The 15,639-nt window shown below is 59.1% G+C and carries 14 protein-coding genes; 9 read left to right on the top strand and 5 right to left on the bottom strand.

Features of this window, described 5'->3' with window-relative positions; genetic code table 11:
• Window position 1: 1 nt before the first annotated feature.
• Window positions 2–934 (bottom strand): LysR family transcriptional regulator, encoded by a 933-nt coding sequence (locus AC2CF9_RS14745; RefSeq protein ID WP_150018435.1) that lies wholly within the window; start codon window positions 932–934, stop codon window positions 2–4.
• Between the two features lie 92 nt (window positions 935–1,026).
• Between AC2CF9_RS14745 and AC2CF9_RS14740 the strand changes: the two genes are divergently transcribed.
• The 5 genes from AC2CF9_RS14740 to AC2CF9_RS14720 all read left to right on the top strand — a co-directional run bounded on the left by AC2CF9_RS14740 (window position 1,027) and on the right by AC2CF9_RS14720 (window position 6,208).
• Entirely contained in the window at window positions 1,027–2,232 is a 1,206-nt protein-coding gene (locus tag AC2CF9_RS14740) for an MFS transporter (RefSeq protein ID WP_484557329.1), read from the top strand.
• A 54-nt stretch (window positions 2,233–2,286) separates the two neighbouring features.
• Entirely contained in the window at window positions 2,287–3,636 is a 1,350-nt protein-coding gene (locus tag AC2CF9_RS14735; RefSeq protein WP_484557328.1) for a cation:proton antiporter, read from the top strand.
• 25 nt (window positions 3,637–3,661) lie between these two features.
• Window positions 3,662–4,003 (top strand): hypothetical protein, encoded by a 342-nt coding sequence (locus AC2CF9_RS14730; protein ID WP_108570170.1) that lies wholly within the window; start codon window positions 3,662–3,664, stop codon window positions 4,001–4,003.
• Window positions 4,004–4,189: 186 nt separating this feature from the next.
• Entirely contained in the window at window positions 4,190–5,086 is an 897-nt protein-coding gene (locus AC2CF9_RS14725; RefSeq protein ID WP_039381033.1) for an alpha/beta hydrolase, read from the top strand.
• Window positions 5,087–5,191: 105 nt separating this feature from the next.
• Window positions 5,192–6,208: a zinc-dependent alcohol dehydrogenase family protein gene (locus AC2CF9_RS14720; protein ID WP_150018438.1), complete on the top strand. Its 1,017-nt coding sequence runs from the start codon at window positions 5,192–5,194 to the stop codon at window positions 6,206–6,208.
• Between the two features lie 45 nt (window positions 6,209–6,253).
• Here AC2CF9_RS14720 and gorA read toward each other — a convergent pair whose 3' ends face one another.
• Window positions 6,254–7,606 (bottom strand): glutathione-disulfide reductase, encoded by a 1,353-nt coding sequence (gorA, locus tag AC2CF9_RS14715; protein ID WP_484557327.1) that lies wholly within the window; start codon window positions 7,604–7,606, stop codon window positions 6,254–6,256.
• Window positions 7,607–7,731: 125 nt separating this feature from the next.
• On the opposite strand from gorA, the gene rnz reads away from it, so the two are divergent.
• Window positions 7,732–8,643 (top strand): ribonuclease Z, encoded by a 912-nt coding sequence (gene rnz / locus AC2CF9_RS14710; RefSeq protein WP_484557326.1) that lies wholly within the window; start codon window positions 7,732–7,734, stop codon window positions 8,641–8,643.
• Window positions 8,644–8,655: 12 nt separating this feature from the next.
• Here the strand turns inward: rnz and AC2CF9_RS14705 are convergent, their stop codons facing one another.
• Entirely contained in the window at window positions 8,656–9,498 is an 843-nt protein-coding gene (locus AC2CF9_RS14705) for a 23S rRNA (adenine(2030)-N(6))-methyltransferase RlmJ (protein WP_150018441.1), read from the bottom strand.
• Between the two features lie 357 nt (window positions 9,499–9,855).
• Between AC2CF9_RS14705 and prlC the strand changes: the two genes are divergently transcribed.
• Together prlC and rsmJ are read left to right on the top strand one after the other, a co-directional pair.
• Window positions 9,856–11,898, top strand: a complete 2,043-nt coding sequence (gene prlC / locus AC2CF9_RS14700) for an oligopeptidase A (protein WP_150018442.1) — start codon at window positions 9,856–9,858, stop codon at window positions 11,896–11,898.
• An 8-nt stretch (window positions 11,899–11,906) separates the two neighbouring features.
• Window positions 11,907–12,656, top strand: a complete 750-nt coding sequence (gene rsmJ / locus AC2CF9_RS14695) for a 16S rRNA (guanine(1516)-N(2))-methyltransferase RsmJ (protein ID WP_484557325.1) — start codon at window positions 11,907–11,909, stop codon at window positions 12,654–12,656.
• Between the two features lie 56 nt (window positions 12,657–12,712).
• Here the strand turns inward: rsmJ and uspA are convergent, their stop codons facing one another.
• The gene (uspA, locus tag AC2CF9_RS14690; RefSeq protein WP_039381019.1) at window positions 12,713–13,150 is read right to left on the bottom strand and encodes a universal stress protein UspA; all 438 of its coding nucleotides are present in this window, start codon (window positions 13,148–13,150) and stop codon (window positions 12,713–12,715) included.
• Window positions 13,151–13,566: 416 nt separating this feature from the next.
• On the opposite strand from uspA, the gene uspB reads away from it, so the two are divergent.
• A complete protein-coding gene (gene uspB / locus AC2CF9_RS14685; RefSeq protein WP_039381017.1) occupies window positions 13,567–13,902 on the top strand; it encodes a universal stress protein UspB in 336 nt (111 codons plus the stop codon).
• A gap of 77 nt (window positions 13,903–13,979) precedes the next feature.
• Here uspB and pitA read toward each other — a convergent pair whose 3' ends face one another.
• Window positions 13,980–15,479 (bottom strand): inorganic phosphate transporter PitA, encoded by a 1,500-nt coding sequence (gene pitA / locus AC2CF9_RS14680; protein WP_150018444.1) that lies wholly within the window; start codon window positions 15,477–15,479, stop codon window positions 13,980–13,982.
• Between the last annotated feature and the right edge of the window lie 160 nt (window positions 15,480–15,639).

Here is a 15,639-nt window from a genome sequence, read left to right as displayed (position 1 = left end):
CTCAGCGTGCCGGGGGGCGGGTGCCCAGCAGCTGCGGCATGACCATTTTAATCAGCGTAAAAAAATGGCGCAGCCTTGCCGGATAGTAGCTGGCCCACGGATAGGTCAGCCAGACCGGCAGCGGCGGCGCCTGCCACGCCGGCAGCAGCTGCACCAGCGCGCCGCTCTCCAGATCGTCCTGTACCACCCACGATGAAACCAGCGCCGCGCCCATTCCGGCCAGCGCGGCCTTACGTACCGCATAGAGGCTGTCGCTGGCGAGCCGCGGCGCGATCGCCAGGTTCAGCATTGCGCTATCGCTGACGCGCTGCAGCGCAATCTCGTTGCGATAAAAGCTGGTCAGCGCCAGCCACGGCAGCTGTGTCAGTTCTTCTGCCTGCGTCACGGGCGGATGGGCGGCCAGCAGCGCCGGCGCCGCCACCACAATACGCGGCACTTCCGCCAGCAGCACGGCGACAATGCCCGGATCGTCCGGTGCACCAACCTGAATCGCACAGTCCACGTTTTCACTGATAAAGTCCGGCGTGCGATCGTTAAGCATCCACTCTACATTCAGACGCGGATAGCGCTCCAGCCAGGCCACCAGCGGCGTAATCAGCTGATCCTGCCCGAAAGCGTGCGGTGCGCGCACCCGCAGCGTGCCCGCCGGTTCGTCATGCGAGCCGGTCAGCTCATCCTCCAGCGCATACCACGTTGCCAGCAGCTGGCGCGCCTGCGTATAGCAGCGCTCCCCGTCATCGGTCAGCTTGAGCGCATGGGTGGTGCGCAGTATCAGCTTCAGGCCGAGATAGTGCTCCAGCGCCTGCAGCCGGCGACTGACGGTAGGCTGAGTGGTATTAAGCTGCCGCGCGGCGGCGGAGAGGGATCCACTCTCAACGATACGGATAAAGGTCTGCATCAGGGCAATACGATCGGTGCTGGTCAGGTTGTTCATACGTACCACGCATAACGGTTGTGTCTTGTCACACTCTACCGCGTATGGCTGCCGCGCGCTTTAATAGGCGTAACTTTTCAGGAGAGCCGCCTATGTCTGTTTTATCGTCATCTGCCCGCCGCGCAGAAACGCTTCCCGCTCCGCTGCTGTTTACGCTTGCCGCCGGTGCCGGCCTGAGCGTCGCCTCTATCTACTACAGTCAGCCCATGCTGGATATCATCAGTAAAACGTTTAATACCGGCATCAGCAGCACCGGTATGGTGCCGATGCTGACGCAGGCGGGCTATGCGCTGGGGATCCTGCTGCTGGCCCCGCAGGGCGATCGCCACGACCGGCGGACCATTATTCTGATTAAGGGGCTACTGCTGGTGGCCTCGCTGCTGCTGTGTGGCTTTGCCGGCGGGATGGGCGCGCTGCTGATCGCCAGCTTTGTCACCGGGCTGACCGCTACCGTGGCGCAGGATATTGTGCCCGCCTCTGCCGTGCTGGCCCCGGAGCATCGCCGGGGCAAGACGGTTGGCGTGGTAATGACCGGGCTGCTGGCGGGCATTCTGCTGTCGCGCGTGATAAGCGGCCTGGTGGCGGAGTATGCCGGCTGGCGTACGCTCTATTTTATCGCTGCGGGTGCCATGCTGCTGATGACGCTGGCGCTCTGGCGCGTGCTGCCGCGCTTCACTCCCGGTACCACCGTCAGCTATCCGCGCCTGCTGCTGTCGCTGGCGCAGCTGTGGCGTCAGCATCAGACGCTGCGCCGCGCCGCGCTGGCACAGGGACTGCTATCCGTGGGATTCAGCGCCTTCTGGTCAACGCTGGCGCTGATGCTGAGCGAGCGCTTTCACTTCGACAGTGCCATTGCGGGTGCGTTTGGCCTGGCGGGCGCGGCAGGGGCGCTGGCTGCCCCTCTGGCCGGCGGCGTAGCCGATCGCATCGGTCCGGCGCGGGTGACACAGTATGGCTCTGCGCTGGTAATGGTGTCATTCGCGCTGATGTTTCTGCTGCCGCTGCTGCCGCTGCCGGCGCAGCCGGGCGTGATTATCCTGAGTACGGTGGGGTTTGATCTGGGGGTGCAGGCGACGCTGGTGGCGCATCAGACGCTGGTCTACAGCCTGGCACCTGAGGCGCGCAGCCGCCTGAATGCCCTGATGTTTACCGTGATATTTGTCGGCATGGCCGCCGGCGCGGCCCTCGGCAGCCTGGCGCTGGCGCATTTTGGCTGGAACGGCGTGGTCACGCTGGCAACGGCGGCGGCGCTGCTGGCGCTGCTGGTGCGCCTGAGCAGTGCGCATCTCAGACACTAATCTTCAATCCTGTGCCAGGCTTAAGGGAGTTATGTTTTTGAAAAGCGAAGCGTTATGAATTTTCTTGCCTGGACCGCCGTTGTCGGCGGTCTGTTACTGATCATGTCACTGGCCTCCGGCTGGATCCATCGCGGACCGGTGACCTCATTTGGCCTCTATCTTATCGCCGGGATTATCTGCGGTCCCTGGGTGCTGGATCTGCTGCGTATCGATATTGTTGGCCACTCTGAGCTGGTGGCGCATATCACTGAAATCACTATGGCCGCGTCGCTGTTTATCACCGGTCTGAAGCTGCGCCTGCCGCTGAAAGCGCACGCATGGCGGGTCGGACTGCGGCTGGCGTTTCCGGCAATGCTGCTGACGGTAGGCGGCATGGCGTGCCTGGTGCACTGGATCACTGGCTTTAACTGGCCGCTATCGCTGGCGTTTGGTGCCATCGTTGCGCCAACCGATCCGGTGCTGGCCAGCCTGATTTCAGTCAACGATGCGCGCGATGATGATGCGCTGCGCGTTGCGCTCTCCAGCGAGGCGGGGATGAACGATGGCTCGGCGCTGCCGCTGCTGATCCTGGCGCTGCTGCTGATGCGCCAGGAAGGCTTTGATCTCGCCAGTCTGGGGGAGTGGGCAACGCTGGATGTGCTCTGGTCTATTGGCGGTGGTATTGCAATTGGCTATCTGCTGGGGCGCGTTATCGGCCAGCTCGCAGCGCGACTGCGCAGCGCGCACGACGATGTGGCGCCAAACGATTTTCTTGCGCTGGCGCTTATTGCGTTCAGCTATGCTGCCTCGCAGGCGCTGGATGCCTCCGGCTTTCTGGCAACCTTTGCCGCAGGCGTCGGCCTGCGGCGCGCTGAACTGCGCGTCACGCGCTGCTTTCCGCTGGAAGATCTGCCGGAGGAGAAACGACATCTGCCGGCCGAAGTCATGGTGAATCCTAACCAGCGCGTGCGGCAGAGCGGCGGCGGTATGGTTAAGTCCGTGGGTCTGGTTATTGGCGATGCGCTCTCATTTGGCGATACGGTAGAGCGTCTGCTGGCCGCCGCGCTGATGGTTGTGCTGGGCATTACGCTGGCGCACCACTGGAATCCGATGGGCATTGGCCTGGCGCTGCTGCTGTTTGTCGTGGTGCGGCCGCTGGCGGTCTGGCTCACCACCTGGCGCTGTGAAATGCCGCGCGCGCGCCGGCTGCTGATTGGCTGGCTCGGCATTCGCGGAATTGGCAGTATCAACTATATCGCTTTTGCCTGGGTGCACGGCCTGCAGGGCGCAGAAGCGCAGCAGATGGTGGATATGGCCCTGACCATTGTAGTATGCAGCGTGGTGCTGCACGGTATCACGGTGACACCGCTTTTAAACTGGCGTGCTGCCCGCCAGGCGGCACGCACGCAACAGGATGAAACCTGAGTTTCCGGAAACAACAGGAGCCTTTATGAAACGCTTATTGATTGCCCTGACGGGCTTAACCCTTTCTGCCAGCGCGCTGGCGGCAGATGCGGATGCGCAGGAAAATATTTACGCCGGCCAGCTCTGCCATCTGGTCAGCAGTGAACAGAAAACCGGTGACATGGAGAGCTATACCGCGAAGCTGAAAGCGCAAATGGCCGCCAGTCAGTCACCTTCTGCGATGAACAAGACTGAATTTGATGAAGAGATCGCGCAGGAAGTGATTAATGGCTGGCTGGAACTCGGTGAAGAGGAGCGCGGTAAGCTGCGTCACGATCAGCAGCAGTGCGAGCAGACCGTCATGACGCAGTTTCAGCAGCAGGATTAAGCCGCCGCTTTGCTGTGTATGCCGCCGCAGCGGCAGCCATCACGTTTTACGCGCCTTTTATGGCGCGTTTTTTTATGGCTTTTTGGTGCGGAATGCGTACATTATCGCCGGATAGAAATCAGACTTTCGTCACACCAATAATCTGACCCGTGGCCGGGTGTTTCCTGAGAGTGGCTGGCACGCAACATGATGACACGTCGTCGTTTTTTACAGGCGAGCGGGGCAACCGTTCTCGCGATGACCACCGGCAAGCTGTTTGCCCGTGACGACATCATTCCGCTCTGGCCGGATGAGCCGCCGGGTGGGGGTGGTCCGTCGGGCCTGTTAAGGGTCAATACCAAAGGCTCATGGACCAATATCGTTTCACCCGCTATCCAGCGCTTTCGTCCGGAAAACCCCAACGGCGAGGCGGTACTGATTGCCGCGGGCGGTGGCTATCGCTTTATCGGCATGGGCCGGGAGGCGTGGCCGGTGGCGCGCTGGCTGAATGCCAATGGCTATACCGCCTATGTGCTGAGCTATCGCCTGCCCGGTGAAAAGTGGCAGGCGGGCAACCTGGCACCGCTGCAGGATGCACAGCGCGCCATTCGCATGGTGCGCGCGATGGAGTCGAAAGTGCACCTGCTCGGCTTTTCGGCCGGCGGCCACCTGCTGGGCATGGCCGCCGCACGACCTGACTTTCGCACTTATCCGCAGCAGGACGCGCTGGATGAGATCGTGCCTTCGGCCAGCAGCGTGGGGCTTATCTATCCGGTGATTACGCTGGAAGCGCCGTTTCAGCATACGCAGACCCGCCTGATGATGGTGGGAGCACACGCCACCGCGACCCAGGCGGCGAACTGGTCCGTGCAAAACTATGTGACCCGCGCCTATCCGCCGACGTTTCTCGCCCAGGCGGAGGACGATCGCACCTCTAATCCTTACAACACGGAACTGATGCGCGACGTCTGCCGGCGCATGCGCGTACCGGTTGAGCTGATTGAACTCAGCAGCGGCGGGCACGGATTTGGCCTGGGTAAAGCGGGCACGCCTGCTGCGCTCTGGGACCAGGCGTATGTGCGCTGGCTCGACAAACTAAGCTGATCGCTGCGGCGCACCCGCCGCACACCTTACCAGGCGGGAATGCTGCTGCACTGCCACACTCAGTAACCGATAACGCGTTATTGTGTTCTGACAGGAGAAAAGCGAATGAAAGCGATGATTCTTAACCAGCCCGGCGGGCTGGATAATCTGCAGCTGGTGGATCTTCCCGACCCCGGCAAGCCCGCCGCTGACGAGATCCGCGTCCGTATCCACGCCACCTCACTTAATTATCACGATCTGCTGGTCGCCGACGGATCGATCCCGACCGAAGCGGGGCGCATTATGATGGCGGACGGCGCCGGCGTCGTGGAAGAGGTGGGCAGCCGCGTCAGCGAATTCCGCCCCGGCGACCACGTGGTGTCCTGCTTTTTTCCGCAGTGGCAGGATGGCCTGCCTTACGCCCGCGTGGGCGACTTTACCCGCACGCCGGGGGATGGCGCGCAGGGCTTTGCCGCGGAAACCGTGGTGCGCCCGGCGCATCACTTTACCCTGGCACCGCGCGGCTGGAGCCATGCTGAAGCGGCCACTATCACCACCTCCGGGCTGACGGCGTGGCGGGCGCTGGTGGGCGATGCGCAGATCAAGGCGGGCGATACCATCGTTACGCTCGGCACCGGCGGTGTCTCCATTACCGCACTGCAGATCGCTAAAGCGATGGGCGCGCGGGTGATTGTCACCTCCTCCTCTGATGAGAAGCTGGCGCGCGCGCGCGAGCTGGGCGCCGATGCCGGTATTAACTACCGCACCACGCCCGGATGGGGCAGCGAAGTACAGCAGCTAACGGAGGGAATCGGTGCGGACGTGGTGATTGAGCTGGGCGGGCCGGGCACTATGGCAGAGTCGATCAAAGCGGTGCGCATCGGCGGACATATCGCGCTGATTGGCGTGCTGACCGGCCATGAAGGTGTGATCCCGACTTCGCTGTTAATGGCGAAGCAGGCGCGGATCCAGGGGCTGATTGTAGGCCACCGCCGGCAGCAGCAGGAGTTTGTGCGTGCGCTGGAGCAGATTGCGGTCCGGCCGGTAATTGGTGAGCATTTTACGGCGCTTGGCGATTTGCCGGCGGCGTTCCGCCATCAGCAGGGCGCCAGCCACTTTGGCAAAATTACCCTCTCCTGGTAACCCGCTACGGCGATCAAAAAAGGCGCCCGTCCGGGCGCCTTTTTGTTAACGCATCGTCACAAACTCTTCCGCTGCGGTGGGGTGAATCGCCACAGTGTTGTCGAAATCTTTTTTCGTGGCACCCATCTTCAGCGCCACGGCAAAGCCCTGCAGCATCTCATCCATGCCGCTGCCGATGCCGTGAATACCGACAATCTTCTCTTCCGGGCCGACGCAGACCAGCTTCATGCGACACGGCTGGCGATGCTGCGTGACCGCGGTATACATGGCGGTAAAAGAGGATTTATAGACTTTCACCTGGTCATCACCATACTGCTCGCGCGCCTGCGGTTCGGTCAGGCCCACCGTGCCAATCGGCGGATGGCTGAACACCACTGTCGGAATATTGCTGTAGTCGAGATGCTCATCCGGTTTGTTGTTAAACAGACGCTCAGAGAGACGACGGCCTGCCGCTACCGCCACCGGCGTCAGCTCAACGGCACCGGTGTTATCCCCTACCGCATAAATGCCTGCGACGCTGGTATTCTGAAATTTATCAACGCGGATATAACCTTTCTCATCGAGCTTAACGCCGGTGACGTCAAGATTGAGATTATCGGTCTCCGGTTCGCGACCCACTGCCCAGACCAGGCAATCCACCGTCTGTTCGCTGCCATTTTCCAGCTGCAGCGTCAGGCTGCCGTCAGCATTTTTAACTACGGCTTTAGGCGTCGCTTCAGTATGCAGCTGTGGGCCTTCCGCCTGCATCACCTCTACCAGCGTTTCGCTCAGGAGCGGATCGAAACTGCGCAGCGGAGCGTGTTTACGTACGAACAGATGCGTTTCCGCGCCCAGCGCGTTGACCACGCCTGCCAGCTCAACGGCGATATAGCCTGCACCCACTACGGCCACGCGCTGCGGCAGAGATTCCAGCTCAAAGAAACCGTCAGAATCGATACCATATTCTGCTCCCGGCACAGCAGGGCGAACCGGGCGTCCGCCGGTGGCGATCAGAATATGATCGGCGGTGATCGTTTCACCATTTACTTCTACCGTGTGCGCATCCACAAAGCGGGCAAAGCCTTTGATGACTTCGACCTTGTTTTTGCCCAGCACATTGTCATAGGAGGCGTGAATACGATCGATATAGGCGCTGCGGTTCCTGACCAGCGTAGCCCAGTCAAAGCGGTTCACCGTAGTATCAAAGCCGTAATCGGGTCCATACAGATGAATGGCTTCGGCGATCTGTGCCGCATGCCACATCACTTTTTTGGGCACGCAACCGACGTTAACGCAGGTGCCACCCAGCTCTTTCGCTTCGATCAGCGCACACGTCTGGCCGTGCATGGCTGCACGATTAATGGAGGCGATGCCGCCGCTGCCGCCGCCGATAGCGAGGTAGTCAAAATGTCTGGTCATCCGTTGTTTCCGTCTGTTGAGAAAATATGGCGTAAAGTTTACCGCTACCTGGCGGAGCGGCGCAAAGGTTCCGCCTATGATTATGATAGAGTGAAATCCAGGTTTCGCTTACAGGTAAGGCTATTATGCATCTGACTTTTTTAGGCACCGGCGCGGGCGCGCCCAGTTTACAGCGCAATGTCAGCGCGATCGCCCTGACGCTCTCGAAGCGTGGCGACACCTGGCTGTTTGACTGCGGAGAGGCGACGCAGCATCAGTTTATGCGCTCGGCGCTTCGCCCCGGCAAACTGGAGAAGATCTTCATTACGCACCTGCATGGCGATCACATCTTTGGTCTGCCGGGCCTGCTTACCAGCCGCTCGATGGCGGGCATGCTCGATCCGCTGACGCTCTACGGACCGAAGGGGCTGAAGGCGTTTGTGGAAAACGCGCTGAGCCTGAGCAGCTCATGGACCACTTATCCGCTGGAAATCGTGGAGATTGAGGCGGGTCTGGTGCTGGATAACGGTGAGTTCCGGGTGACCGCTTATCCGATGAATCACGTGGTAGAGTGCTACGGCTACCGCATTGAGCAGCATGATAAGCCCGGATTTCTGGATGCCGCGCGGCTGAAAGCAGAGGGCGTGCCGCGCGGCCCCTGGTATCAGGATCTAAAGCAGGGAAAAGTTATCCGGCTGGAGGATGGGCGCGAAATCAACGGCGCAGACTATCTGGGGCCCGCGACGCCAGGTAAGGTGCTGGCAATATTTGGCGATACCGCGCCGACTGAGGTCGCGCTGGCGCTGGCGGCCAATGCTGATGTCATGGTGCATGAAACCACGCTTGAGGCAGCAATGGCGGAGAAAGCTAACGGGCGTGGTCACTCAACGACGGTGCAGGCGGCGGCCGTCGCGCAGCAGGCGGGCGTTAAGCGCATGATCGCGACGCACTTCAGCTCGCGCTATCTCTCTGCGGATCGGGAAAAGCTACTGGCGGAGTGCCAGTCGGTGTTTGCGGCAACCGAGCTGGCACACGACTTTGCTGTTATGGCGATTTAACGCGCCGGGCGGTTACTCGGGTACTACCTGCGTCACGCTATAGTGCCCGGTGCCGGCGGGCACCAGCGTTTTATGCAGCCACGGCAACAGCTCTTCCATCTGCGCTTTGAGTTTCCACGGCGGATTAATGACGATCATGCCGGAGGCGGTCATGCCGCGCTGGTCGCTGTCCGGGCGCACCGCCAGCTCAATCTGCAGAATATTGCGGATACCGGTAGCTTCCAGATCGCGGAGCATATGTTTGATTTGCTGACGCATCACCACCGGATACCAGAGCGCATAGATACCGGTAGCAAAGCGCTTATAGCCTTCCTGAATCCCTTTCACCACATCCTGGTAGTCGCTTTTCATCTCATAAGGGGGATCGATCAGGATCAGGCCGCGCCGCGCCGGCGGTGGCAGTTTTGCCTTCAGCTGCTGATAGCCATCGCCGCGTTCCACGCGCGCGCGCGCATCTTTGCTGAACTCGGTGCGTAGCAGCGGATAGTCGCTGGGATGCAGTTCGGTCAGCTGCAGCTTATCCTCTTCGCGCAGCAGGTAACGGGCGATCAGCGGTGAACCTGGATAGTAGCGCAGGGTGCCGCCGGGATTCAGGTTACGCACCGCGTTCAGATAGGGTTTCAGCAGCGCTGGCGCGTCAGGCTGCTGCCAGATGCGGGCGATGCCTTCCAGATATTCACCTGTACGCTCGGCGTGCGCGCCGCTCAGCTGATAGCGTCCGGCACCCGCGTGCGTATCCAGATAGAGAAAGGGCTTATCCTTCTCCATGAGTGCGGTGAGGATCAGGCTTTCAACGGTGTGTTTCAGCACGTCGGCGTGGTTGCCGGCGTGAAAACTGTGGCGATAACTCAGCATAAAAGATGGGGGTCCGCAGTTGGATCAAAGGAGTTGACGATTGGATATGGCGCGATTATAGCCGGACCGTACAGAAATTGCTGGGCTTTTGCGGCCTTCGCCCTGGGGCTGCGGCAGCGCAGTACGCATCGGGCCAGCCGCGGGAAAGCGGGCAGGGCACGGCAAAATAGTGATGGGACGATTCAAACTCACGCTTGATTTGCTGCCAGATCGCGCCTGGAAATGCAATTTTGAGCGTTTTTTCCTACTTCTATTCCATTTTACGGCATTGATTTTAATGTCCGGCGCCCGCATTTTAGTAAAATTGCGTAGCGCGAGTATTCGCGCCCATAATTCCATGATGAAAGGATCGCGCTTATGACTAACCCATTACTTACCCCTTTTACCCTGCCCCCTTTTACCGCCATTAAACCCGAGCATGTGGTGCCTGCCGTGACTCAGGTTCTTGAAGAGTGCCGTGATACGGTAGATCGTGCGGTAACGCGGGGAGCGCCTTATACCTGGGAGAGCCTGGTTCAGCCTATTGCAGAAGCAGACGATCGTCTGAGTCGCGTATTTTCACCTGTCAGCCATCTGAATGCAGTAAAAAATAACCCCGATCTGCGCGACGCCTTCGACAAAGTGCTGCCGCTGCTTTCTGAATATTCTACCTGGGTTGGACAGCATGAGGGCCTCTACAAGGCGTATCGCAGCCTGAAGCAAAGTGAAGGCTTTGCTGCACTCAGCCCGGAGCAGCAGCGCGCTATTGATAACAGCCTGCGTGATTTCGAGCTGTCAGGTATCGGGCTGGAAAGAGACAAACAGCGGCGCTATGGCAAAATTATGGCGCGCCTGTCAGAGCTGGGCTCAGCCTACAGCAACAATGTGCTGGATGCGACCATGGGCTGGACCAAACTTGTCACCGATAAAGCGGAGCTGGCGGGCATACCTGAAGATGCGCTTGCCGCCGCCGAGGCGCAGGCTAAGCTGCGTAAGCAGGAAGGCTGGCTGCTGACGCTGGATATCCCGAGCTATCTGCCGGTTATCACCTATTGCGACAACGCCGCCCTGCGTGAAGAGATGTACCGCGCGTACGCTACACGCGCTTCCGATCAGGGACCCAACGCAGGCAAATGGGACAATGGCCCGATAATGGAAGAGCAGCTGGCGCTGCGCCACGAGCTGGCCCAGCTGCTTGGCTACGACTCCTACGCGGATAAGTCGCTGGTAACCAAAATGGCCGACAGCCCGTCTCAGGTCATCGACTTCCTGGGCGATCTGGCAAAACGCGCCCGTCCGCAGGCTGAGCAGGAGCTGGCGCAGCTGCGTGAGTTCGCTAAAGAGGTCTACGGGGTTGATAACATGCAGCCCTGGGATATCACCTATTTTAGTGAAAAGCAGAAGCAGCATCTCTTCGCGATCAGTGATGAACAGCTGCGTCCCTATTTCCCGGAAGCCCGCGTGTTAAAAGGCCTGTTTGAAGTCGTAAAACGTATCTACGGCATCAACGTTAAAGAGCGCAAGGGCGTTGAGATCTACCATCATGATGTCCGCTTTTTCGACCTGTTTGATGAAAGCGGTGAACTGCGCGGCAGTTTCTATCTGGATCTTTACGCGCGCGAGCATAAGCGCGGTGGGGCCTGGATGGATAATTGCGTTGATAAAATGCGCAAATCGGACGGCAGCCTGCAGAAGCCTATCGCCTATCTGACCTGTAATTTCAGCCAGCCGCTGGCGGGCAAGCCTGCCCTGTTTACGCATGACGAAGTGATCACGCTGTTCCATGAGTTTGGCCATGGCCTGCATCATATGCTGACGCAGGTTGAGGTCCCGGGAATATCGGGCATCAACGGCGTACCGTGGGATGCGGTCGAACTGCCGAGCCAGTTTATGGAAAACTGGTGCTGGGAACCGGATGCGCTGGATTTCATCTCTGGCCATTACGAAACCGGTGCATCCCTGCCGGACGAACTGCTGGAAAAAATGCTGAAGGCGAAGAATTACCATGCGGCGATGTTTATCCTGCGCCAGCTTGAGTTCGGACTGTTCGATCTGCGGCTTCATACCGGTTTTGATCCGGAGCAGGGACCGAAGGTTATGGACACCCTGCATGCCGTTAAGAAACAGGTTGCCGTTGTGGAGGCGCCGCAGTGGGGACGTTTCCCGCATGCGTTCAGCCATATCTTCGCAGGCGGATATGCCGCCGGCTACTACAGCTATTTATGGGCTGATGTGCTGGCAGCAGATGCGTGGGCGCGCCTCAGCGATGAGGGCATTTTCAATCGCGAAACCGGCCAGGCTTTCCTTGACAATATCCTGACGCGCGGCGGTGCTGAAGAGCCAATGGAGCTGTTCAAACGCTTCCGCGGCCGCGAGCCGCAGCTGGATGCCATGCTGAAGAGCTACGGGATCCAGGGATAAACCGGCTTGTGAAAATTGGTTTAGTGGATGAAACAGGCGCCGGAAACGGCGCCTTATCACAGCTGGCAACGCGCTGGGGTCTGGAGCAGGATGAGACCGCGCCGCTGGCGCTGGTGCTCACGTCTGCGCATCTTGAGCTGCGCAAGCGCGATGAGCCTAAGCTGGGCGGTATTTTCGTCGATTTTGTCTCCGGCGCCATGGCACACCGGCGTAAATTTGGCGGCGGACGCGGCGAAGCGGTGGCCAAAGCCGTGGGCATCAAAGGCGGCTATCTGCCGGATGTGGTTGACGCAACAGCCGGGCTCGGACGCGATGCGTTTGTGCTTGCTGCGCTGGGATGCCGGGTGCGGATGCTGGAGCGTCATCCGGTAGTCGCCGCGCTGCTTGAGGATGGCCTGCAGCGTGGCTACGCCGACAGCGAAATCGGTGGCTGGCTGCGCGAGCGGCTGACGCTGCTGTACGTGGCGAGTCAGCAGGCGCTGAGCGATATCACGCCCGCGCCGGATGTGGTCTATCTCGACCCCATGTATCCGCACCGGCAGAAAAGTGCGATGGTCAAAAAAGAGATGCGCGTATTTCAGTCGCTGGTGGGAGCAGATGAGGATGCCGATGCGCTGCTGGAGCCGGCCCGGCGTCTGGCGAAAAAGCGTATCGTGGTCAAGCGTCCTGATTACGCACCGCCGCTGGCAGGCGTGGTAACACAGTCTGCCGTGGTAACCAAAAGTCACCGCTTTGATATCTATCCGCCGCTAACCTGAAGCGGCAGAGCAGGGCGTCAGACACAAAACAGGCCGGTTATCCCGGCCTGTTTTTTTTATTCTTCTTCTGCGTCGCGCAGCGGCACAATCAGCATATCGATATGCACGGTGTTGATCAGCTGACGCGCGGATGACATCAGCTTGCTCCAGAAATCCTGGTGATGTCCGCAGACCACCAGATCCACATCATATTTCCGGATAGCATCCACCAGCACCTGGCCCAGATCGCCGCTGCCGCTCAGCGTTTCGCCAACCGGATAGCCTGCGCTGACGGAGAGGGCTTTCAGGGCGCTGTGCGTCTCCTCGGAAATGCGCTTCTGCATATCGCCGAGATTTACGTCAATCAGGCCGGTATAGAGATCGGAATAGTTAACGTCAACGTGGATCAGCGAGATTTTGGCATCATAAGGGCGCGCCAGCGAGACTGCTTTATCCACCAGCAGCTGGCTTTCCGGAGAGAGATCGACTGCAATCAGGATATGTTTATAGGCCATGATAAAACTCCTTTCTCAATATTCTGGGGGGCTACCCTCCCGCAAACCACGGCGGGCGTTTTCCTTAGCGCGAAGCGGCGATGAAGCGCCGGTGACTCAATGAAACTGCAGGATCTGTTGTTATCTGCTGAGTATAGCCAGTGTCACCGGCAAATGCTGCACCGCTGCGCCTGAGCGTGATAACGATCCGCAGAGCAGCGGGTTATGCATATATTGACGAAGCGCGCCGCTGGAAAAAATTTGAGCAGATATTCTACACTGAAATTGCGTGCCACTTTTCTCTGGTGGCGAGGCGCAGACCTGTAAAACAACAATGCCAATCTGCTTATCGATGGCTGGCTTATTTTCCACAGGACGTCTGCAGCACTTCCCCGCTGCATATCACGTCATTGCGGTACCAGCCAGAAGGGGGAAATATGATCAGCACTATCGCGCTTTTTTGGGCTCTTTGTGTGGTTTGTCTGGTGAATATGGCGCGCTACTTCTCATCCCTGCGTGCGCTGCTCTACGTATTGCGCGGCTGCGATCCGCTGTTGTACCAGTATGTTGACGGTGCCGGCTTTTTTACCTCTCACGGCCAGCCGGGTAAGCAGGTGCGGCTGGTGCGCTATATCTGGCTAAAGCGCTATCTCGACCATCATGACGATGAGTTTATTCGCCGCTGTGAGCGGGTGCGCAGTCAGTTTGTACTGACCAGCGGGCTCTGTTTTCTGGTCGTGGTGAGCCTGGTGGCGATGGCAATCTGGCAGTGAAACAACACGGTCATACCACGCGCAGGCAATAAAAAAGGGCGACACTGCTGTCGCCCTTTTGCCGGAATAGTGCGGTATCAGATCAGATGCAACGCAATCCAGTAGAGTCCGCCTGAGAGCAAAATACAGACCGGCAGCGTGAAGATCCACGCCATGGCGATATTTTTGATGGTGCGACTCTGCAGTCCGCCGCCGTCAACCAGCATGGTGCCGGCCACAGAGGAGGAGAGGATATGCGTGGTTGAAACCGGCATACCGGTATAGCTTGCCACGCCAATCGATACGGCGGCGGTCACCTGCGCTGACATACCCTGCGCATAGGTCATGCCTTTCTTACCGATTTTTTCACCGATGGTGGTCGCCACACGACGCCAGCCAATCATGGTGCCGATACCCAGCGCCAGCGCTACGGCCACGATAATCCAGACCGGGGCATACTCAATGGTGCCAAGCAGATCGCCCTTCAGCTTACTGAGGAAGCGCTTGTCGTCCGCACTGGTTTCCGGCAGCTTGGCCGCCTTATCCGCAGTGTCAGAGATGCACAGCAGCAGACGACGCATCTGGCTGCGCTGATCGACAGAGAGCTGATCGTAGCTCTGCAGATTGTTCAGCAGGCCCTGAGCCCGGCCGATAGCCTGCAGCGCACGGGCGCTGTCACAGTGAAACTCCTGCGGGCCGCTCGGCACTTCTTCCGGCGTCGGCAGCGCAGGCGGTGCCATCTGCACAATGTGCGTCAGCGAATCGCCATGCTGGCGGTAATACTGCTCCAGATGGTTAACGGCATCGCGCGTGCGGGTGATGTCATAACCGGAAGCGTTCATATTCACGACAAAACCCGCCGGAGCCACGCCAATCAGCACCAGCATGATCAGACCAATGCCTTTCTGCCCGTCGTTAGCGCCGTGTGAATAGCTGACACCGATGGCCGAAACAATCAGCGCGATGCGCGTCCAGAACGGCGGCTTTTTCTTGCCATCGATCTTTTCACGGTCAGCGGGAGTCATATGAATACGCGCGCGTTTCTTCGTACTGCTCCAGTAGCGGCGCAGCAGGAAAATCAGGCCGCCGGCGATGATCAATCCGATAATCGGTGACAGGATCAGCGACAGGAAGATATTGATCACTTTTGGCAGATTGAGCGCATCCACTACAGAGGTGCCGGTCATCAGCGCATTGGTGAGACCAATACCGATAATGGCGCCAATCAGCGTATGGGAGCTGGAGGCCGGCAGGCCCAGATACCAGGTGCCGAGGTTCCAGATAATGGCAGCCAGCAGCATGGAAAAGACCATGGCGAGGCCGTGCGCCGAACCGACATTCAGGAGCAGGTCGGTAGGAAGCATATGTACGATGGCGTAGGCCACGCTCAGACCGCCGAGCAGCACGCCAAAAAAGTTGAACACACCTGCCATCACCACTGCCAGCTGCGCCCGCATCGCACGGGTGTAGATAACGGTAGCGACCGCGTTGGCGGTATCGTGGAAGCCGTTGATTGCCTCATAAAACAATACAAACAGCAGGGCAAGAACCAATAACAGGCCGGTACTCAGGTCAAGACCAGCAAACAGATGTAGCATAAACGTTACGCCATTTTGGAGGACATGAACGCGGCGCATTATCTGCGACAACGCACTGTATGGGAAAGAGAAATATAGCCTTTTTTTGTCTTAAATTGGTAACTCAGAGGACAAAACAAGGTAAAAGAGCCGAAAAATGAAACAGTTACATTATGACATA

The organism is Pantoea sp. SYBGC1 (assembly GCF_057197005.1).
The sequence above is the reverse complement of the archived record's forward strand: the minus strand, read 5'-3'. Positions and strand labels throughout refer to the sequence as shown.